Genomic DNA, 20564 nt, shown 5'->3' on the forward strand with positions numbered 1-20564 from the left:
GCCCGGCGTGCGACGGGCTCGCCAAGACGCCGGTCGCGGCCCGTAGCACTCTTGTCCGGACGCCGAGAACCACGACGCGATGGACCCGTCGACGACCGGTCGCGGCCGCTCCGGCCGAGCGCAGGCCGGCGTCGGCACGCTGATCCTCCTGGTCGCGCTCCTGTTGATCGCCGCCGTCGCCGCCGGTGTGTTTCTGGAGGTGTCGCAGGTGTTCCAGAGTCAGTCGAGCGAGACCGGCGAGGACGTTCGTCAACAGCTCACCGGCGAACTGTCCGTCGTCGCCGCCACCGGGGACGTGACCACCGTCGGCGGCACCACCGGGGTCTCCCGCGTCCGACTCATCGTCACCGCCGGCGGCTCCGGGCAACGCCTCGCCGTCGACGAGTCACTGCTCGTCTGGGCCGGGCCGGACGGCACCTACCAACTCACCGCCGCCGACGACGCCGACAACCCCGCCACCATCGACGGCGAACAGTTCGCCTACACCGCCGTGCGCGACGAGGACGACTCCGCGCCGATCGTCAACTCTCGGGCCGACCGGATCGCTCTCGTCGTCGACCCCGGGACGTTCGGCGGCAGCGCCGTGCTCGAAGCCGGGGAGTCCGTGACCGTCACGATCGTCTCGACGACCGGGAGTCGGACCGTGGTTCGGCTGTCCGTGCCGACTTCGATATCTGACGGTGAATCTGTGGCGCTTTGAGTGGTTTATTTGTCTACTTTTGGTTTGTGAGTAGCCTGAAAGCCCCGCTATTGACTGTTAATTCGGCCAGACGTGGGACCACGGACAGGCTGAAAGCCCCGCCGCGTTGCGGGCCGCTGACTCGCTGCGCTCCTCGGTCGCTCCGCTCCCTGCGGTGCTTGCGTCGTCGGAGGCCCGCAACGCGACGCCCCTTTCACTCCCACCCCGCACCGCAGCCTCAATCCTCCCCAGCCTCCTCGCTCTGCTCCCTCACTTCGTTCGGTCGCTTCGCTCGTCCCTCGCGCGTGCTTGCGCTCGCAGAACCGCGAGCGCTGCGCGCGCCCCCAGGGACGACTGTCTGCTGGAGCGCACGCTCGCCGACAGTCCACAGGACGCGCGCGGCGGGCCTCGTGGCCCGCCGTGCGGGGAGGTGTGGGGATGTACTGAGCCCTGACTGTCGAACGTGATGTCGTCAGTCGACAGTCAAGCCCGCAGACGCCCGTGGGAACCGTCAACGGGGTGGGACTGGAAGGGGCGCGGGTCTCGCCGACGGCGCGAAGCGGCAAGCACCGCAGCGAGGGAACGAACGGAGTGAGTGACCGAGCGAGGAGCGCAGCGCTCGCACCGAGGCGAGACCCGCGGGGCTTCCACCCTGTTCGCACACACCGCGCAAACGCAGATTCGAACGAATCACGGGGATTCCACCGCGACGAGAGCACACACGAGAGATACAGAGAAGCAAACGACATCAGAGAAACGAACGACAGCAGAGAATCGAACAAATCACCCGGAGACGGACGACGAAACTCCTCCCGGGGACTCGAATCATTCTTGTGCCTCCCTTCCTCATAGGCGCGTATGCAGGTCACCTCGCAGCTGATCCTCACGGTGTTGATGGGGGTGTTCCTCCTCGCCGTCGCGGGCTTCCTGACGCGCGTGGAGCGATTCAACTCCTACACGCCGTTGGGCTCGGGCGGTGCCACGCTGGGCGACACCGCCGAGCAGTACGTCGAAGAGGAGAAGCCGTCTGGTATCGTCCGGTGGCTCACCACGGTCGACCACAAGGACATCGGGATGCTGTACGGCACGTACGCCATCATCGCGTTCGTCGTCGGCGGGCTGATGGTGATGGCGATGCGGGTCGAGCTCATCACCCCGGAGCTGGACGTGCTCGGGAGTGCGACGCTGTACAACTCCCTGTTGACCAGCCACGGGATCACGATGCTGTTCCTGTTCGGGACGCCGATCATCGCGGCGTTCGCCAACTACCTCGTCCCGTTGATGATCGGCGCCGACGACATGGCGTTCCCGCGGATCAACGCCATCGCGTTCTGGCTGCTGCCGCCGGCGGCGGTCCTGATCTGGGCGGGGTTCCTGCCGATCCAGGGCGTGATCCCGGCTCAGACCGCCTGGACGATGTACACCCCACTGTCCTCGGGGGTCGGCGCGGGCACACAGGCGAACGTCGGCGTGGACCTGATGCTGCTCGGGCTGCACCTCTCTGGCGTCTCCGCCACGATGGGGGCGATCAACTTCATCGCCACCATCGTCACCGAGCGCGACGAGAAGGTGACGTGGGCGAACCTGGACATCTTCTCGTGGACGATCCTCACCCAGTCCGGGCTGATCCTGTTCGCGTTCCCGCTCCTGGGTAGTGCGCTGCTGATGCTCCTCCTGGACCGGAACTTCGGCACGCAGTTCTTCGCGGTCGGCGGTGGTGACCCGATCCTCTGGCAGCACCTGTTCTGGTTCTTCGGTCACCCCGAGGTGTACATTCTCGTGCTCCCGCCGATGGGGATCGTCAGCTACGTCCTGCCGCGGTTCGCGGGCCGGAAGCTGTTCGGCTTCAAGTTCGTCGTCTACTCCACGCTCGCAATCGGCGTGCTCTCCTTCGGGGTGTGGGCTCACCACATGTTCACGACCGGGATAGACCCACGCCTGCGGGCCAGCTTCATGGCAGTGTCGTTGGCGATTGCGATCCCGAGCGCCGTCAAGACGTTCAACTGGATCACGACGATGTGGAACGGTCGGCTCAGGCTGACCACGCCGATGCTGTTCTGTATCGGCTTCGTCTCCAACTTCATCATCGGTGGCGTGACCGGCGTGTTCCTCGCGTCGATTCCCGTCGACCTCGTGCTCCACGACACCTACTACGTCGTCGGTCACTTCCACTACATCGTGATGGGCGCCATCACGTTCGCCGGCATGGCTGGGCTGTACTACTGGTTCCCCCTGTTCGCCGGGCGGTGGTACCAAGAGCGGCTGGCCAAGGTCCACTTCTGGCTGTGGATGGTCGGCACTAACGTGACGTTCTTCGCCATGGTGCTGCTGGGCTACGGCGGCATGCCGCGGCGGTACGCAACCTACCTCCCGCAGTTCATCACTCTCCACCAGATCGCCACGTTCGGCGCCTTCCTGCTGCTGATCGGTGGCTTCCTGTGGGTGTACAACTTCGTCGTCTCCTGGCTGGAGGGGCCGAAGATCGAGGACGGTGACCCGTGGAACCTCGCGGACCGTGACCTCAACACCGCGGAGTGGGACTGGTTCGAGACGCAGCTGAAGACCGCCATCCCGGACGGCGGCGACGACGAGGACGGCGAGACCGTCCTGCCGGACGGCGGCGAGGCGGGCGAGACGGACGACTGACGGACGGCGCCGTCGTCTCTCCGGCGCTGTCGTTCTCGGACTCCGACGTCGACGCCGATACTTCCGTTCTCGACTTCGACGCCGTTGCTCCTGGCTTTCGACTTCGACACCGTTGCTCCTGGCTTTCGACTTCGACACCGTTGCTCCTGGCTTTCGACTCCGACACCGTTGCTCCTGGCTTTCGACTTCGACACCGTTGCTCTCGGGTTTCGACTCCGACGCTGTCGGCGACGAGTCTCGAATTCGACGCTGTCGGTGACGAGTCTCCCGACAACTGTCGGCGGGGCGCTCGTCGTCACTGGCGGCGCTGCCGGCACCGGAACACTCCCGAGCGCGTGGCCGGCGCGGCCGGCGCCGGCTCGCGGGGTGACTACTGGAAGACGAGGATCAGGCCGGTTGCGAACATGAGGACCGCCACCGCGCCCAACACCAGTCCGAGTACGTCCGTCTCGTCCATACCCCCGGTGGGGGCCACACGAACGAAAAGCCGTCGGGCCGAAGGGAGCCACTTAGGCGTCTCCCGGTCGTCCGTCCGGGCGTGACAGACGACACCGGCTCGGGCACGCGCGGACGGCGGTTCGTGGTCGGCCTGTACGTCGCCTTGGTGAGCGTCGGCGCGGTCGCGGGCGTGCTCACGGCGACGTTCGTGGACGAACTCTCCCGTCCGGAGCTGTTCGGGGTCGTCCCGTTGCCGGCGACGCCGGTCGGCTTCGCCGTCTTCGGCGGGGTGACGATGGCGTTCGTGCTCGGCGTGCCGCTGTCGCTCGTGGTCTACGTCTCCCGGCGGATCGACGACGACCCGCCCGCGGGGTGACTCGGGCGAGCCGGACGCTCCGGGCGACCGAGACGACCCGAGACCCGAGCGACGAGACCACCTCGAACGTGGTTGAGGAGTCTAAGGATCACTGCCCGCTCAAAGGTTCTGCATGGACAATCATTAAGAACTCGCCGCGTGTCCGTCCCGTCGATGCGCTTGGAAGAGGCCGCAGCCCTGTTCGAGTCCGAGGAGTTCCCGACCACACGCGAACGGCTCTGTTCGCGCCACGGCGACCTCGCGATCGAGCTCGCAGACGGGGAGGCGGTGGTGACGACCGTGTTGGAGCGGGCGGGCGACGAACGGTACGGCAGCTACGAGGAGCTGCGCGCGTCGTTGTTCTGCGGGCTGCCGGCGGGCGCGGTCGGCCGACGGTTCTACAGCGACCGCAACACACCGGCAGTCGGCGAGGACCGTCCGACGCCCGTCTCCTTCTGAGCCCACCTCACGGCTAGCGACACCGCCGTCGCGGCTGCGACGGCGTCCGCCCGCCCGGGAGCCCCGGGTTTATGAACGACAGCGTCGAAGCGACAGTTCGTGTCGAGCAACTCGAAGGGCGACCGTCGGGAGCGTGAACTCGTCAACCGGCTGGACGAGGCCGGGTTCGCGGTGATGCGTGCGCCCGCCAGCGGCTCGTCGACGGACCGCGACCTGCCGGACGTGCTCGCGGGCGACGGAGAGCGGTTCTTCGCCGTGGAGGCGAAGTCCTCCTCCGGACGGCCGATCTACCTGGACGCCGAGGAGGTGGAGTCGCTGATCTACTTCGCGCGCAACTTCGGAGCGAAAGCGCGCATCGGCGTCCGGTTCGACCGCGAGGACTGGGCGTTCTTCCACCCGGCGGATCTCCACACGACGGACAGCGGCAACAAGCGGGTGAAGAAGGAACGCGCGCTGTCCGACGGCGAGGACATCCCGGCGCTGGCCGGCGAGTCCGAGCAGACTCGGCTGGGCGCAGACGGGGTCGACGAGCCGGACGACCCGACGGAGGGGGTCAGGGGTGTGCTCACCGCCGTCGAACAGGGAACGATGTCCGTCGACGAGGCCGCGGAGATCCTGTAGTCCGACGGACGCTTCGAAGCGCTTTTGCGGCGGCCACGGGAAGCGGGTCGCATGGAGATCGACGCGGATATGCGTCGGAAGATCGCCGTCTCGCTGGCGGCCGCGGGGTCGTTCGTCGTCCTCCTCGTCGTCGTCGGCTCGCGGTACACGACGGACCCGACGCCGGACGAGGCGGGTGGGGTGATCCTCCAGCCGCCCGGAGGGATCGTGGTCGTCGGACTGTTCGCGCTGTTCGTGTTCACGATGGCTGGCGTCGGGTTCTACCTCGACCGCACCGGCGAGTAGTCCGGTTCCCGTCCGCACCGGCGAGTGGTCTGGTCCCCGTCCGCGCAGGCGAACAGTCTGGTCCCCGTCCGCACCGGCGAGTAGTCCGGTCCCCGTCCGCGCCACGAGCGTCGGTCTGTGCGAGACGCCAACTCCGACAGTGTTTCACCGCTCGCCCCCGACCACTCTGCATGACGCTGCGGGTCACCTTCCTCGGAACGAGCGGGGCCGTGCCGACTGTCGAGCGCGCACCCAGCGCCGTCCACGTCAACCGCGAGGGTGAGTCACTCCTGTTCGACTGCGGCGAGGGCACACAACGCCAGATGATGCGGTTCGACACGGGGTTCGACATCTCACACGTCTTCGTCACCCACCTCCACGGCGACCACGTCCTCGGGCTGCCGGGGCTGATCCAGTCGATGGACTTCAACGGCCGCGACGCGCCGCTGGCGATCCACGGCCCACCCGGCTCCCGCCGCGAGCTCCGGTCGCTGGTCCACGCCGTCGGCAACGACCCTACGTTCCCCGTCAGGATCGTGGAGAACACCGCCGACTCGGTCGCGCTGTCGGCCGAGGAGTTCGAGGTGCGGACGTTCGAGACGGAACACCGCACGACATCCGTGGGCTACGCCATCGTCGAAGACGACCGCAAGGGGCGGTTCGACCGCCAGACGGCCGAAGAGGAGCTGGGTATCCCCCCGGGACCGAAGTACGGTCGCCTCCACGACGGTCAAGCGGTGGAACACGACGGCCGGACGGTCCAGCCGGAGGAGGTCGTCGGCGATCCCCGACCCGGCCGGACGGTGGTGTACACCGGCGACACGCGTCCGGTGCCGGCGACGGAACGGGCCGCCGAGTCCGCGGACCTGTTGATCCACGACAGCACGTTCGCCCACGAGGCCGTCGACCGCGCCCGCTCGACCGGCCACGCGAGCGCACGGGAGGCCGCCGAGCTGGCCGAACGCGCCGGCGTCCGGCGGCTCGCGCTCACACACATCTCCTCGCGGTACGCGCGTGACGCGGACCGGCTCGTCGACGAGGCGGAGGCCGTCTTCGACGGCGAGGTCGTGCTCCCGGACGACGGCGACCGGATCGAGGTGTCGTTCCCGGAGTAGCTACGCGAGCGCCGTCGTGTCCAGTCGCTCGCGGAGCCGCCGCCAGTCCCGTTCGCCGAGGCCCGTGACGCCGAGCGTCCGGTCGTGAGCGTCGCTCCCGCCGGTAGCGAGCCGATCGGCTCCAGCCAACAGTTCCTCCACCGGCGTCGGGTCCGGGTCGAAGCCGGCGTAGTCGTAGTACCGCTCGACTCCGTCGAGGTCGTGTGTCTCGACCAGCGACAGCGCCGCCGACGGGTCGTCGTAGCGGAACGGGTGCGCCAGCGACACCACGTCACACGCCCTCGACAGCAGTTCGACCGCGCGGTCGATCCCGGTCACGTCCCGCGGAACGTAACACGGCCCACCGTTGCCGATCAGCTCGTCGAACGTCTCCCCGTAGTCGTACGGGGCGTCGCTGCGCTCGACTGCTCGCGCCACGTCCGGACGGCCGAGCCCGGGTTCGATGTCGACGTCCAACTCGACGCCCGTCTCCGCCTCCACGAGTTCGACGATCCGTCGACCGCGTGACTGACGGTCGCGTTGGATCCGGTCACACTCCGCCGCGAGCGCGTCGGTCTCGTGGAGCCCGTAGCCGAGTAGGTCCACCCGCTCGTCGCCCGTCTCCGCGCGGAGCTCGATTCCGCGGACGAGTGTCACGCCGTCCCGGTGCGTGACGGGCGCGTCCAGGTCGGGGTGGTAACGGTCGTGGTCCGTGACGGCGACGGCCGACAGCCCCGCCTCCCGAGCGAGCGCCGGTAGTTCGTCGAGTTCGAGCGTCCCGTCGGAGACGGTCGTGTGGACGTGGAGGTCTGCGACTGGCACTGTCGGAGTGTCGGCCGTCGTCGGATTTCACCCTTCGGGTGTGTCGGTGGAGCCGACGCCGATCCGAGCGAGCGTCCGTCGGTTGGAGCGTCCAGCCCGCAGACGGCCACGCCGGAGCGCGACGCGGCGAGACGGGACCCAGATTTATAACCGCGTGTCACGCAACCACGCACGATGCCGGACATCTACGCAATCTCCAGCGCGAAGGGGGGGGTCGGGAAGACGACGACCGCCGCCAACCTCGCCGCGACGCTGGCGGCCGCGGGCCACAGTGTGGTGGCGGTCGACGGCGACATCGGTACGCCGAACCTCGGTCCGGCGCTCGGCGTCACCCCCGGTCCGGACGACCTGACGGTCCACGACGTGCTCGCGGGCGAGGCCGCGCTCCCGGCAGCCGCCTACGAGGGTCCACACGGGGTGTACGTCGTCCCGGGGCGTGACGACTTGGACTCCTTCCGCCGAGCGGACCCCTCCCGGCTCGGCGCCGTCCTCTCGACCGTCTCCGGAATCGACTACGTGATCGTCGACACCAGCGCCGGGCTCACACACGAGAGCGCGCTCCCCCTGTCGCTGGCGGACGGCGTCTTACTCGTCACGACGCCGGACCGAGACGCGCTGGCGGCCACCCAGAAGTCGTTAGAGCTCACCCGGGAGCTGGGCGGCACCGTCGCCGGCGTCGCGGTCAACCGCGTCCGGGACGGGAGCGCCGACCCGAACGTGGAGGCGCCGATCCTCGGCCGGATTCCGGAGGCACAGGTGCTCGCGACCGGCTCCGCCGCCGGGGAGCCGATCACCGTCCGCGACCCTGGCGGCGACGTTGCCCTGGCGTTCCGCCGGCTCGCCTCCCGACTCGCCGTCGAACGCGTCCCGCCGCCGCCAGACGCCGACTCGGCCCAGTCCGGCGAGGCCGGCGGCGCGACCGCAGACGACGTGTCCCGCGGCAGTGGCGTCACTCCCGGCGAAACGGAGGCCAGCGACGCCTCCCGCGGAGAGTCGCCCGAGCGCGACGCCACCGACGGCGGGCCGGTGGGGCAGTCGACGGAGCGGCAGTCGACGGAACGGACTGACGCACGCACCGGACGAGAGAGCGAGCGTACCCGGAACGCCGGGTCGACACCAGAGAGGGGTGAGGAGTCGACACCGGAGAGAGACCCGGAGCCGACACCCGAACCCGAGCACCCCCGGGACACCGAGTCGACACCCGAACCCGAGCACCCCCGAGACACCGAGTCGACGCCGGGGAGCGACGACGAGCCGGCGCCAGACGAGCGTGTCGACGACGACGGTCTCATCATCCGCGAGGACGACGACGAGGAGGACCCGGCGGCCGCGGAGGCCCGCCGGACGGTCCTGGGGGAGACGGTTCCGGAGTCGGCGATCTCCCGCGAGGAGACGGAACGGGGTGACGCCGTCGAGTACGACATCGACAGGGACGCGATCCCGTTCGCAGACGACGACGAAGACGACGACGAAGACGACGACGAGGGCGGTGGGTTCCTGGGGCGGCTGTTCCGGTCGTGACCCGTGTCGAATCGAGAGCTTCTTACACGCGGCAGCATCTCCACCGAGTATGAGTGACGCAGACGACGGTGTGCCGCTGTGGTGGATCCTCGTCTTCCTCCTGTTGACGCTCGGCGGCGGTGCGTACGCGGTCACCGCCGTCGGGGGGTCGTTGGTGTCGTCGCCCGCACTGTTACTGCCGGTCTGACGGGGGCGACTACATCGACTCCGGCGCGGAGACACCCAACACGTCGAGTGCGTTGGCGACCGTGTGACGCGCCGCGGCGACGAGCGCGAGTCGGGCGGCCGCACGCTCCGGCTCCGCCGACAACACCGGGCACTCCCGGTAGAAGGCGTTGAACCGCTCGGCCAGTCGTCTGACGTACGACGCGAGACGGTGTGGTTCTAAGTCCGCCGCCGCCTCTTCGATCACCGCCGGGAGCCTGGCGATCTCGGCCGCCAAGGCCGTCTCTTCGGGCGCCGACAACAGGCCCGGGTCGACCGTCGCCGCCGGCTCGACGCCCGCGTCGGCCGCCTCCGCCTCGATCCCACAACACCGGGCGTGGACGTACTGGACGTATGGCGCCGACTGCGCCTCGAAGTCCAGCGCGCGGTCCCAGTCGAACGTGATCGCCTTCGACGGCTGCTTGGCCACCACGTCGAACCGCACCGCACCGACGCCGACCTGGCGTGCGATCCGGTCGACGTCCGCCTCGGTGAGGTCGTCGTCGCGGCTGCGGTCGTCGAGTCGGCGCTCCACCTCCTCGCGGGCCCGGTCGACCGCCTCGTCCAACAGTTCGTCCACGTCGACCCCGGTTCCCTCGCGGGTGCTCATCCCGTCGCCGCCCGCGAGGTTGACCCACGAGTAGAACAGTTGATCGAGGCGGTCCGTGTCGTTGCCCAACAGCTCCAAGGTCGCGTCCAGCTGCTCGAACGTGAGCTTGTGGTCCTCGCCGATCACCGTCACCGCGCGGTCGAAGTTGTCGAACTTCCACTCGTGGTGGGCCACGTCGCGGGTGGTGTAAAGCGAGGTGCCGTTGGCCCGCAGGAACACGAACTGCTTGTCGATGTCGAACTCCGAGAGGTCCAACTGCCAGGCGTCCTCCTCGTAGACGGCCTGTGGGAGGTCGCGCAGCCGTTCGGCCGTCTCGTCGACGGAGCCGTCGCGGATGAACCGCGTCTCCTCGACGAACTCGTCGAACGCGACCGAGAGGCGTTCCAGGCTCTCCTGCATCCCCGACAGCACCTCGTCGACCACCTCGCGGACCCGGTCGTAGGCGTCCGAGTCACCCTCGGGGTGACCCTCCAGCCCGCGCATGATCGACTCAATCTCCGCCTCGGCGGTCTCTCGTTCTGCCTCCGTCGAGGGCCACGACTCGTCGTCCGGGTCGAGGAAGGCGTTGCCCGCCCGGTAGTACCGCACCATCTCGTAGTCCGACTTGGGGCGTTCTGGCTCCGGGAGTTCCGACTCGTCGAACCGCTCGTACGCCCAGGTGAACACCGCGACCTGGCGGCCGGCGTCGTTGACGTAGTAGTGGCGCTCGACGTCGTAGCCGGCGTACGACAGCGCGTTGGCGACGGCGTCGCCGACGATCGGGTTGCGTGCCCGGCCGACGTGAACCGGCCCGGTGGGGTTGGCCGAGGTGTGCTCGACGACGACCGACTCGTCGCGGTCCGGCAGCCGACCCCAGTCGTCGTCGACGGCCGCGACCGTGTCGGCGTAGTACGACTCGTCCGTGTGGAAGTTGACGTACGGTCCCCGGGTCTCCACGCGGTCGAGGTGTGTCACCGTGTCGCCGTCGAACTCGGCGGCGATCTCGGCGGCGACGGCCGGCGGCGGCGCGCCGGCCTCGGCGGCCAGCCGGAACGCGACGCTGGACGCGAGCGTGGCGTCCACGTCGTCCGGCGGCTCCTCGATCCCGAGGTCGTCCGTTGGGTAGCCGGCCGCGGCACACGCCTCGCCCAGCGCGTCCGCGACGGCCGCCCGGAACTGTCTGAACACGTCACCCGGTTCAGCGTCGGCCGTAATGTCGGTTCCGGACCAGTCCGACGGATTTCCCCAGCCTTAACCCCGTGCCAATCGGGAGACCCTGTATGCACCACCCGGGGGGGCGACCGACCGACGGCAGCGGGGGTGACCGGCGGTGACGCTGCCGTACCTCCTGTTTCACGTCCTGTTCGTCCTCCCGCCGTTGGCGCTCGTGATCGCTCGCAGACCGCAGTTGACCGCTCGCCGTCGGCTGCTGTCGACCGTCGGGATCTCGCTGATGGCGACCGTGGCGTTCCTGTACACGACCCCGTGGGACAACCTCCTGATCGAGCGTGGCGTCTGGTGGTACGGCGACGGCGCCGTGTTCGTCCGGTTCTGGGCGGCACCGCTGGGCGAGTACCTCTTCTTCGTCCTCCAGACCGTGCTCATGGGGGTGTGGCTCTACCACGTCGACTTCGACCCCACGCCCGAGGACGCCGACTTCAGGGCTTGGCCCCGGGTGGTCGGCGCGCTGGCGTGGCTCGGGCTCGCCGGCGTCGGCGCCGTTCTCCTGTTGGCCTTCGGCGAGCGGTGGACCTACCTCGGCGCGATTCTCGTGTGGGCTGCGCCCATCGTCGCGCTCCAGTGGGCCGTCGGCGGCGGCTACCTCCTGCGGATCTGGCGCACCTGGGGGGTCGCCGTCGGTGTCCCGACGCTGTACCTCTGGGCGGTCGACCGCGTCGCGATCGGGATCGGAATCTGGGTCATCTCCGACGAGTTCTCCTCGGGGTTCGAGCTGTTCGGCCTGCCCGTCGAGGAGGCCGTGTTCTTCCTCGTCACGAACCTCCTCGTCGTCTACGGGCTCGTCCTGTTCGAGTGGGTGATGGCACGATGGAACTGAGCTGTCACAGACGCGCACACACACGTCGACACGGACGCGGAGGTGGATCGTCGTGGCCGTAGACGCGAGTCGCCCGCCGACGCTGTCGGCCGCGCTGCGGCGCTGGGGGATCCAGTTCTCCTGGGTCGCGGTCGGCGCGCTCCTGCTCGTCTCCCCGGTCGCCACCCAGCTCCCGACGGCCGTCCAGTACGCCCCGTTCCTGGCGAGTGTCGTCGTGTTCGGCTTCCCGCACGGCGCCGTCGACCACCTCGTCCCCGACCGGCTGGGCGAGGTCTCGCTGCGCCGGTCGCTGGCGGTCGTCGGCGTGTTGTACGCCGTCCTGGGCGGGCTGTACGCCGGATGGTGGTTCCTCGCGCCCGTCTCGGCGTTCGCGTTCTTCATCCTGTTGACGCTGGCCCACTGGGGCCAGGGTGACCTGTACGCGCTGTTGGCGTTCGCGGGCGTCGACCACGTTCCAACCCGGGCGGAACGGGCGCTGGCGGTCGTCGTCCGCGGCGGGCTCCCGATGCTCGTCCCGCTGATCGCGTTCCCGGCGGAGTACCGGGCGGTGGCGGCGGCGCTCGTCGAACTGTTCGCGCCGTCGGCGGGCCTGCTGGCCCCCTTCTTCGGCGAGACCGCGCGGCTGGCCGTCGCCGCCGGGTTCGGCGGCGTCACCCTGCTCGCGCTCGCGGCCGGTGCCGTCCGCGTCTGGCAGGGTGCCGCCCGCCGGCCGTGGCTCGTCGACGCCGGCGAGGTGACGCTGTTGTGGCTCTACTTCCTGCTCGTCCCGCCGGTGCTCGCCATCGGGCTGTACTTCTGTTTCTGGCACGCCACCCGCCACCTCGCCCGGCTCGCGCTCGTGGACGACGCCGAGGGGCCGCCGCCGACGGACGACCGTCTCGCCCGGCTCGTCGGCGGTCGCGGCGCCGGCACGGCGCTGGCCGAGGGCGACCTCGCGGGCGCACTCCGGAAGCTGGCGCGCGACGCCGCGCCGATGACCGTCGGCGGGCTCGTGATCGTCGGGCTGCTGCTGCTCGTCGTTCCCCGCGGCGCCGCCGGCGCCGAAGGCCTGCTCGCGGTGTACCTCGTCGGCATCGCCGTGTTGACGCTCCCGCACGTCGCCGTCGTGACGTGGATGGATCTGCGGCAGGGGGTTTGGTGACAGCTATTGTGGCTGCCGCTTCCGGTGGGTCTGGCTACTCCCAGGCGAGAAGCGACGGCAACTCTGGGTCCAAAACCCGTAACAGGGTGTAGCCTACGCCAGCGAGTCCGTGTCGAACAGTCGGGTTCGTCCACTCGGGGACGTTCCACGGGAGCGCGTACGTTTCGTCCCGCCCAGAGGCGAGTCGAGACGCCAGCCCGGTCGCTCGCTCGAAGTGACTCGACTCTCCGAGGGCGTTCCCAGCGTAGACCAGGCTGTCGATCCGTCGACAGTTTCCCACGGCGAGAGCATCGACCGGTCCGAGTGGCCGCCGACGCAGTTCGGCGGCGGTACTCTGGACGTGACTGTCATTCTCCGTGGCAGTGAGCAGCGCGAGTCGTGATACAGGACTGTGGTTGGGGTCTGGAATCTGCGGAACAGTGCCGACAACAGGGTAGCCAGGCGAGCCGGCGAGAGGACGGGATTCCCGCACGGCACCCCCGAAGGACTGCTCGGTCGTCCCATCGAGACGAGCGAGTGCGTAGGAGACACCGACATCGCTTCCGAGTGACGGTGTCTGTGGTCGGTAGACCGGGGCGGACCAGGTGTAACTGCCAGTCGCCGTCTGACGGCCTCGTCGGAGTAGCTCCTCGCCCGCAGCGACTGCCTCGGACGGAGTCTGTCGGTCGCCGACCTGTGAGAGTTTCAGACCGCCGAGAACCCGTCCGGAGAGTCTACCGATCGGCAGACCCCTGTCGGGCGTGGTCTGCAACGCCTTCTGGGCGGCCTGGAGGTACCGGTCAACGCCGGTGAGTTCGCCAACAGTAGAGAGGTAGTACGCAGTCACCCCGGGCGGCGGGGCTGCTGTCGTCGGCTCGTCCACGACTGAGGATAACAGTGTGTGCGTGAACTCCCCGAACCGTCTTTCGTCTGTCAGTTGTGCGAGACCGGCGGTGAACACTCCGACTCCGAGCCGACCGACTCCGGTGTCAGAGACTCGCTCGATCTCGACTCCGTCGCCACGGTTTCGCCTGAGTGCCCAGTCCGGCCCGTCGTCGAAGATGTCCAGTGCAGTGTCGAGACACCGGTCTCCGAGGCGGACACACTCCCGGCGAAGAGAGACAGTGTCGTCGGTCGTCTGCTTGTCGACCGATCGCGTCGTCGAGACCCCGTCTGGAACCAGTGGCTGGCCGTGACCGTCTGTAGGTGAGTCGTACGCCAGTGAGAGGTACCGGAGCTGACGGTCAAGATCGGACACAGAGAGTGACTCGATCCGCTCGCTCACCTGTTCTAACGGACTTCGGTCGAAGAAGTCCTCGAGAACGACCGTCTCGTGGGCGAGATCGGTGCCGTCGGCCTGAACGTCGAACCGTGGGAGGTCGAAGTTCCACAGTGACCACCGTTCTCCACGGTACAGTTGCCACAGCGACTTGTCGATCTCTCCGTACTGTCGCACGAACAGTTTGGCGAGAATCTCGACTCTACTCCCGAAGGTCGCCCCGTTCCGGAGAAACGTCGAGTTGCGCAGCGGCAGGCGGACCTTGTCGTACAGTTCACTCGACCGTACGATCAGTCTGATAGTGACGCCCGAGAGCGTGTCTGAGACCAGTTCGCCGAACGACTCTCGACTGTCGAGCAGGAACCGGTACATCTGTGTGAACCCGTCTCGAATCTCGTCGCCGTACGCCGCTGGCTGCTGCTCTCGTCCATCGAGACGGGGAAGGTTCTGTCTGTCGAGTGGCTGGAACTCCTCGAAGTGGAGACTCATGTCGTCGGTGTTCCGGTCGGTGAAGACCGGTTGTTCGATTCCGGTGATACGGGTCGCGTCCCCTTCGAATCCACCCGTGTTGTCGATGTCTGAGTCCGGTGTGTGTGTCGGGAGCGCCCCCGTCCGGATACAGGAGTCGAGGTAGATTTCGCTCTTTAGATCCGTCAGAGGGAACTCCTCCGGCGTCGGGTCTGGCTTCCCGACGGTCTCCAAGTCGACGACGACTGGAGAGTCGCCAGCCGCGATCAGGTTCTCGTAGTGGCAGTCGGTGAAGTTGAGTGCGTACATCAGACACACCAGCGCTCCGGCACGGCGGTAGTACCGGCTGACGCCGCTCTGTTCGGAACACGGCTCGCTGTCTACCCACTCGACCCATCCCCTGTCGTCGGCTGTCACGCACCTCAATGTTGGGAGATTCGGGGCCGACGAGTTGTCGTTCACCCACTCGACAATCTCGAAGAACGCCGCTTCGGCGCGGACCGGTCGTGGCTTGTAGACGACGGTCGTCCCGGAGTCGAACGTCACGCTGTGGACCATCTTCCCCCGTCTGTGTGGATCACCGAGCATCTCGACGGACACGACCTCTCCCAGCTCGCCGAACGCAGCCTCAAGGCGGTCGTAGTCGGCGTCAAGTGATCCGAAGAACGCCTCAGTCATCTCGACCCACTGAGTCACGAACTTCGACACGAACCGCGCCAGAACCGGGTACTCCGAGAACACGGCGGCGACTCTACCGTCGAACAGTCGGTCGATAAATCGGTCGTATGCCCCCTTTCGGCCGGTTTCTCGTCGGAAGACTGCGAACTCAAGATGGAGTGGCTGTGCACAGATCATCTCCAGTCGCCCGAGCAGGTGACGCTCGAAGCTCTCGATCGTCTTCGGTGTCACATGTGTCGAGTTGATCGAAAGCCGTTGTCTAGCGAACGAGACAATCTGTCCTAGGAGGGGGGCGAATGGAACGTTGGCACCCTCGTGACGGCCGCCCTCGGGAGGCTGACCGACGAGATGCTCAAGCAGTTCGTCTACCGTCTCGATCCACTCCGGGACCGGCTCGTCGTGCGGCCATTGATCGTCCGTGATTCGCCGTTCTGCCTCTTCGTGTGTGACCGAGGCGATCTCGAGACGCGTACTGAACGTCTCCGGGTCCCCGTTGGCCACGTTGTTCTTCCACCGCTCGAACGTCTCTCTGTCGGCGACTCCACCCGAATCCACACCCCCACTCTCGGTTCGCCTCTCCCCAGGGCCGGGACTGCCGTCTGTTCTCGCCGGATTCGCTTCCAATCGTTCGGAGACTGTACGTGCTCGACCCGCTAACCGTCGCTTCTCCTCTGTCGTGAGCATAAAAATGGTGGTCTCTTCGGCTAGTTCGAAACGTTACAGCTGAGCAGGGTGCACGACCCACTCTGGAAATCGCTGTCGTCGATCTCCGGGGCTGCGGGCGTCAGTTCGCTCTCGAGCTGTTCCATCTCGGTGGCCTCAGATGTCGTTGTGACGGACATCAATCTATATATGAGGTGTACTATTATAATACTACCTTATACAGAGTGGTATCTAGCCGGCTGGACGAAGAGGTACATCTGTTTCAAGCATAGAGTATTTCATCCGATATCAATATAATGTCTGTCAGATAAGACATGCATTAGTACCGAAAACGATATTAACTCGCCCGGACGTGTTGTTCTCTGTGTCACTGCTGAGAACAAATCGGAACTTTCTACTCTTGTTTTCGGGTAGAGTGCTGACCAACGTCGGGGACAGCGTGTACGTGATCGCGTCGATGTGGTTCGTCCACGACCTGACTGGCTCGACTGCACTGACTGGACTGGCCGGATTCATCATCCGTGGACCGAAGTTCTTCAGGGCGTTCGTCGGGCCACTGGTGGACCGGTGGCCGTTGAAACGGACGATCACCGGCACGGAGCTCGTACAGGCCTGTTTCGTGGCGACCCTGCCGCTCGCGTACGTACAGGGTCTCTTCTCCGTCTGGCTGTTACTGGGTGTGACCTTCGTGGTGAACACGGTCGCCCAGTTCGGCTACCCGGCTCACAAGAAAGCCATCCCGCGGATCGTCGCCGACGACGACATCGTGGAGGGAAACTCGCTGATCACGTCGTCCACGAAGGGTCTGAACGTCGTGTTCAACGCTGCGAGTGGGGTCCTGGTCGGTGTTCTCGGAATTGCGGCCATCTTCGCGTTAGACTTTCTGACGTTCCTGCTGTCGTTCACCGCGTTCAGTCTCATCTCCCTCTCGGACAGCCGACCGGAGACGAGCGGCGACGAGGAGGCGACGACGTACGTCGACCAGCTCCGGAGAGGGTTCGAGTACGTCGTCGGCTCCCGGCTCCGGACGATTCTCCTGGCGGCAGTAGTTGCGAACTTCACCTACGGACTGATGTACGCCGTACTCCCACAGTTTGCTGACAGTTTCAGTGGACTCGTCCTCGGGGGTGTCGGGATGTACGGACTGCTGATGGCGGCGATGTCGGCGGGCACACTGATCGGAACCGCCAGTGTGCAGTTCGTCGACCACCTCCCGTTCGGCCGACTCGTGATCGTTACCTACTCGACTGCAGCAGTGACGTGGGGCCTGGGGATCGTCTCCGGACTACCACTCGTCACGCTCGCGTCGTTCGTCGTGTCCTTCTCTGCGGTCGGAGTGAACAACGTCATGTTGCTCTCCGTGATCCAGTCGACCGTCGAAGACCGGATGCTCTCTCGCGTCTCCGCTATCACGTCGACCGCCTCGACGTCGATGCTGCCCGTCGGCTCACTGCTCGGTGGGGCGCTCGCCGAGTTCGTCGGTGTCACACCGATCCTGCTACTCCAGTCGGTCGGGCTCATGTTCATCGCCGTGGTGTTTCTCGTCCGCCCACAGATCCGCTCACTCCCGTCTGCCGACAGCATCTCTCCGGACGAACTGGGGCTCGCGTAGTCCGGGTGTGCCCGGTGGTGGCGTGACGGCGGTGGGTGTTACCACAGTCGGGTGAGTCGTGTCGGAGCCAAGTCTGCCACTCATAGGCGGCCTCGTGCCGACTCCCGCCGACTCGGAACCGAGGCGAACTATTAATTAGGTAGTTCGCGTCGGTACTCGCCGTGACCCACAACACAGAGTGTCACATCCCGGAGTGGGCGGAGCTGATGGACGCCTCCGTGCCGGACGCCGCGTGCGACCGCCAACTGCGGACGTTCCGGGACGCGTACGAGATCGAGCCGGCAGAGGGGTCTTGACCGGCCGGCGCGAGCGCCGTCCGGCGGCGGGCGAGGACTCCCAGCCACCAGAGGGTCTCTTCCACTTCCACCCCGCCCACAGCGAAGCTTTACCCGGAACAACGACTAACGACCGCCGATGGCAGAGGCCGCCGACACGCCGGACCAGCAGTACGTCGAACACCCGCTCTTGACCCCCGGAGTCGTCGAGGACCGCCGGTACCAGGGGTTGCTCGCGGACGCCGCGAGCGACGCGGACACGCTCGTCTGTCTCCCGACGGGGCTGGGGAAGACGACGGTGTCGCTGCGGGTCACCGCCCGGCGGCTGTACGAGATCGGCGGGAAGGCGTTGTTCTTAGCGCCGACGAAGCCGCTCGTCCAGCAGCACGCCGACTTCTACCGGGAGGCGCTGAAGGTGCCCGACGAGGAGATCGTCGTGTTCACCGGCGAGGTGAAGCCCGCGGATCGGGCGGCCGTCTGGGACGACGCGACGGTCGTGATCGCCACGCCGCAGGTGGTGGAGAACGACCTGATCGGCAACCGGATCTCGCTGTCGCGGGTGACACACCTCACGTTCGACGAGTGTCACCGCGCGACGGGCGACTACTCGTACGTCTACATCGCCGAGCGGTACCACGCCGACGCCCAGCGGCCGCTCGTGACGGCGATGTCCGCCTCCCCCGGCGGCGACGAGGAGGAGATCCGGATCGTCTGTGAGAACCTCGGCGTCGACGAGGTGGAGGTGATGACGGAGGCGGACGCGGACGTGGCGGAGTACACCCACGAGACGGACGTGGAGTGGGAGGAGATCGAACTCCCGGAGGAGGTGATCGAGATCCGCGACGCGCTCAACGAGGTGATCCGCGACCGGCTCCGCAAGCTGAAGTCGCTGGGCGTGAGCGACACGACACAGCCGGACGTGTCCCAGAAGGAGTTGAACGCGATGCGGCGGGAGCTACAGCAGATGATGGACGCCGGCCAGTCGGACGCCTACGAGGGGATGTCCACCCACGCGGAGGTGATGAAGCTCCGCCGGGCGGTGGAGTTGGTGGAGACCCAGAGCGTGGAGGCGCTGGACCGCTACTTCGAGCGCCAGCGGGAGGCCGCCCGGTCGTCGGGGGCGTCGAAGGCGAGCCAGCGGATGGTGGCCGAGCCGAAGGTGCGGGAGGCGATGCGGATGGCGGACCAGTTCGACGATCTCCACCCGAAGTTCCGCCGGACGCGGGTGTTGCTCGCCCAGACGCTGGGGATCGGCGGCGGGGAGCGCGTGATCGTGTTCACGGAGTCGCGCGACACGGCGGAGGCGCTGACTGAGTTCCTGTCGGCGTCGTTCGACACCCGGCGGTTCGTCGGTCAGGGTGACAAGGACGGCTCCGACGGGATGACCCAGACGGAACAACAGGAGACGCTGGAACAGTTCCGCGCCGGGGAGTTCGAGGTGCTCGTGTCGACGAGCGTCGCCGAGGAGGGGTTGGACGTGCCGGAGGTGGATCTCGTCTTGTTCTTCGAGCCGGTGCCGACGGCGATCCGGTCGATCCAACGGAAGGGCCGGACCGGCCGCCAGGAGGAGGGGAGCGTCGTGGTCTTGATGGCCGAAGACACCCGCGACGAGGCGTACTTCTGGATCTCCCGCCGGAAGGAGAAGAAGATGGAAGAGGAGCTCCGGTCGCTCAAGAGCGTCGCCGACGAGATGTCCGAGGAGCTGAGCGGCCAGTCCGCGTTGGACCAGTTCGAGGACGCGGGCGGCGAGACCCCGGACACACCCGAGCCCGTCGAGGACGCGGGCGACGACGCGAGCGAGACCGACACGGACGACACCGGCGGTGGCGACTCCGTAGACGACACGGACGAGGCCGTCGGCGACGACACCGACGCGGTCACCGGCGACGTCGACGGCACGGTCGGCGACGACACCGTCGGCATGACCGACGACGATGTCGGCGACACCGCCGACGTACCCGGGCCGGACACCGACGAGACGCCGGCGTTGGGCGACGAGCTCGACGAAGACGGCGTGGTAGCGACGGCCGGGGAGTCGGCGGAGGCGGTGGAGGTGGTGGTGGACCAGCGCGAACTCGACACCACCATCGCGCGGGACCTCTCCACCCGCGAGGGGGTCGAGACCCGGCTGGAGACGCTCGCGGTCGGCGACTACGTGCTCTCCGACCGGGTCGCGGTCGAACGGAAGTCCGTCGCGGACTTCCTCGACACGCTCGTCGGCGGCGACCGGTCGTTGTTCGAGCAGGTCGGCGACCTCGCTCGGGCGTACGCTCGGCCGGTCGTGATCGTGGAAGGCGAGGACCTGTACGGGGAACGCAACGTGGAGCCGAACGCGATCCGGGGGGCGTTGGCGTCGTTGTCCGTCGACTTCGGCGCGTCGGTCCTCCGGACGGACGACCCCACGGGCACTCGTGACCTCCTAGCGGTGATCGCCGAACGGGAACAGACCGGCAACGACCGGGCGGTGTCGGCACACGGGGAGAAGGCGGACAAGACCCTGCCGGAGCAACAGGAGTACGTCGTCAGCTCCATCGCCGACGTGGGGCCGGTGACGGCCCGCGCGCTGCTGGCGGAATTCGGCAGCGTGGAGGGGGTGATGATCGCCCGCGAGGAGGATCTGCTCGAAGTGGACGGCGTCGGCGAGGTGACGGCCGGTCGAATCCGCGAGGTGGTCGGCAGTGACTACGCCGGGCGGTGACACACACGCTTTTGCCTCCGCCG

Annotated in this window: 17 protein-coding genes; 14 read left to right on the top strand and 3 right to left on the bottom strand. The window is 67.4% G+C overall.

Features of this window, described 5'->3' with window-relative positions:
* Window positions 1-79 precede the first annotated feature (79 nt).
* The 7 genes from RYH79_RS13320 (at window position 80) to rnz (ending at window position 6577) form a co-directional block, all read left to right on the top strand.
* Window positions 80-700, top strand: coding sequence for an archaellin/type IV pilin N-terminal domain-containing protein (locus RYH79_RS13320; protein WP_370899911.1), 621 nt, complete (start codon window positions 80-82; stop codon window positions 698-700).
* 873 nt (window positions 701-1573) lie between these two features.
* Complete coding sequence (locus RYH79_RS13325) at window positions 1574-3325, top strand: cbb3-type cytochrome c oxidase subunit I (RefSeq protein ID WP_370900894.1); 1752 nt, start codon at window positions 1574-1576, stop codon at window positions 3323-3325.
* 538 nt (window positions 3326-3863) lie between these two features.
* On the top strand, window positions 3864-4139 hold the full coding sequence (locus RYH79_RS13330; RefSeq protein ID WP_370899913.1) for a DUF7520 family protein: 276 nt from the start codon (window positions 3864-3866) through the stop codon (window positions 4137-4139).
* 153 nt (window positions 4140-4292) lie between these two features.
* The gene (locus RYH79_RS13335) at window positions 4293-4577 is read left to right on the top strand and encodes a DUF5789 family protein (RefSeq protein WP_370899915.1); all 285 of its coding nucleotides are present in this window, start codon (window positions 4293-4295) and stop codon (window positions 4575-4577) included.
* 99 nt (window positions 4578-4676) lie between these two features.
* On the top strand, window positions 4677-5198 hold the full coding sequence (gene hjc, locus RYH79_RS13340) for a Holliday junction resolvase Hjc (RefSeq protein ID WP_370899917.1): 522 nt from the start codon (window positions 4677-4679) through the stop codon (window positions 5196-5198).
* A 51-nt stretch (window positions 5199-5249) separates the two neighbouring features.
* Complete coding sequence (locus tag RYH79_RS13345; protein WP_370899919.1) at window positions 5250-5483, top strand: DUF7472 family protein; 234 nt, start codon at window positions 5250-5252, stop codon at window positions 5481-5483.
* A 170-nt stretch (window positions 5484-5653) separates the two neighbouring features.
* Complete coding sequence (gene rnz, locus RYH79_RS13350; protein ID WP_370899921.1) at window positions 5654-6577, top strand: ribonuclease Z; 924 nt, start codon at window positions 5654-5656, stop codon at window positions 6575-6577.
* Here rnz and RYH79_RS13355 read toward each other — a convergent pair whose 3' ends face one another.
* Window positions 6578-7378 carry a PHP domain-containing protein gene (locus RYH79_RS13355; protein WP_370899923.1) on the bottom strand — a complete coding sequence of 267 codons (801 nt, stop codon included), beginning with the start codon at window positions 7376-7378 and terminating at the stop codon, window positions 6578-6580.
* 174 nt (window positions 7379-7552) lie between these two features.
* Here RYH79_RS13355 and RYH79_RS13360 point away from each other — a divergent pair, with 174 nt between their 5' ends.
* The gene (locus RYH79_RS13360; RefSeq protein ID WP_370899925.1) at window positions 7553-8899 is read left to right on the top strand and encodes a P-loop NTPase; all 1347 of its coding nucleotides are present in this window, start codon (window positions 7553-7555) and stop codon (window positions 8897-8899) included.
* A 49-nt stretch (window positions 8900-8948) separates the two neighbouring features.
* A complete protein-coding gene (locus tag RYH79_RS13365; protein WP_370899927.1) occupies window positions 8949-9086 on the top strand; it encodes a hypothetical protein in 138 nt (45 codons plus the stop codon).
* 9 nt (window positions 9087-9095) lie between these two features.
* Here RYH79_RS13365 and argS read toward each other — a convergent pair whose 3' ends face one another.
* Window positions 9096-10880, bottom strand: coding sequence for an arginine--tRNA ligase (argS, locus tag RYH79_RS13370; RefSeq protein WP_370899929.1), 1785 nt, complete (start codon window positions 10878-10880; stop codon window positions 9096-9098).
* Window positions 10881-11022: 142 nt separating this feature from the next.
* Here argS and RYH79_RS13375 point away from each other — a divergent pair, with 142 nt between their 5' ends.
* The gene (locus RYH79_RS13375) at window positions 11023-11748 is read left to right on the top strand and encodes a lycopene cyclase domain-containing protein (RefSeq protein WP_370899931.1); all 726 of its coding nucleotides are present in this window, start codon (window positions 11023-11025) and stop codon (window positions 11746-11748) included.
* A gap of 52 nt (window positions 11749-11800) precedes the next feature.
* Complete coding sequence (locus tag RYH79_RS13380) at window positions 11801-12889, top strand: Brp/Blh family beta-carotene 15,15'-dioxygenase (protein ID WP_370899933.1); 1089 nt, start codon at window positions 11801-11803, stop codon at window positions 12887-12889.
* Between the two features lie 34 nt (window positions 12890-12923).
* On the opposite strand, the gene lanM is transcribed toward RYH79_RS13380, so the two are convergent.
* A complete protein-coding gene (lanM, locus tag RYH79_RS13385; RefSeq protein WP_370899935.1) occupies window positions 12924-15848 on the bottom strand; it encodes a type 2 lanthipeptide synthetase LanM in 2925 nt (974 codons plus the stop codon).
* 472 nt (window positions 15849-16320) lie between these two features.
* Here lanM and RYH79_RS13390 point away from each other — a divergent pair, with 472 nt between their 5' ends.
* From RYH79_RS13390 to RYH79_RS13400, 3 genes are all read left to right on the top strand, one after another.
* Window positions 16321-17568: an MFS transporter gene (locus tag RYH79_RS13390; RefSeq protein ID WP_370899937.1), complete on the top strand. Its 1248-nt coding sequence runs from the start codon at window positions 16321-16323 to the stop codon at window positions 17566-17568.
* Window positions 17569-17729: 161 nt separating this feature from the next.
* A complete protein-coding gene (locus tag RYH79_RS13395; protein ID WP_370899938.1) occupies window positions 17730-17864 on the top strand; it encodes a hypothetical protein in 135 nt (44 codons plus the stop codon).
* 118 nt (window positions 17865-17982) lie between these two features.
* Window positions 17983-20541 (top strand): DEAD/DEAH box helicase, encoded by a 2559-nt coding sequence (locus RYH79_RS13400; RefSeq protein ID WP_370899940.1) that lies wholly within the window; start codon window positions 17983-17985, stop codon window positions 20539-20541.
* The last annotated feature ends 23 nt before the right edge of the window (window positions 20542-20564 follow it).

It is taken from the genome of Halobaculum sp. MBLA0143 (genome assembly GCF_041361465.1).
GTDB lineage: Archaea > Halobacteriota > Halobacteria > Halobacteriales > Haloferacaceae > JAHENP01.

Excerpts from the sequence above, each read along its gene's own strand:
- RYH79_RS13320 (WP_370899911.1), top strand. The coding sequence starts at position 80 with ATGGACCCGTCGACGACCGGTCGCGGCCGCTCCGGCCGAGCGCAGGCC.
- RYH79_RS13325 (WP_370900894.1), top strand. The coding sequence starts at position 1,574 with ATGGGGGTGTTCCTCCTCGCCGTCGCGGGCTTCCTGACGCGCGTGGAG.
- RYH79_RS13335 (WP_370899915.1), top strand. The coding sequence starts at position 4,293 with ATGCGCTTGGAAGAGGCCGCAGCCCTGTTCGAGTCCGAGGAGTTCCCG.
- RYH79_RS13345 (WP_370899919.1), top strand. The coding sequence starts at position 5,250 with ATGGAGATCGACGCGGATATGCGTCGGAAGATCGCCGTCTCGCTGGCG.
- rnz (WP_370899921.1), top strand. The coding sequence starts at position 5,654 with ATGACGCTGCGGGTCACCTTCCTCGGAACGAGCGGGGCCGTGCCGACT.
- RYH79_RS13360 (WP_370899925.1), top strand. The coding sequence starts at position 7,553 with ATGCCGGACATCTACGCAATCTCCAGCGCGAAGGGGGGGGTCGGGAAG.
- RYH79_RS13365 (WP_370899927.1), top strand. The coding sequence starts at position 8,949 with ATGAGTGACGCAGACGACGGTGTGCCGCTGTGGTGGATCCTCGTCTTC.
- RYH79_RS13400 (WP_370899940.1), top strand. The coding sequence starts at position 17,983 with ATGGCAGAGGCCGCCGACACGCCGGACCAGCAGTACGTCGAACACCCG.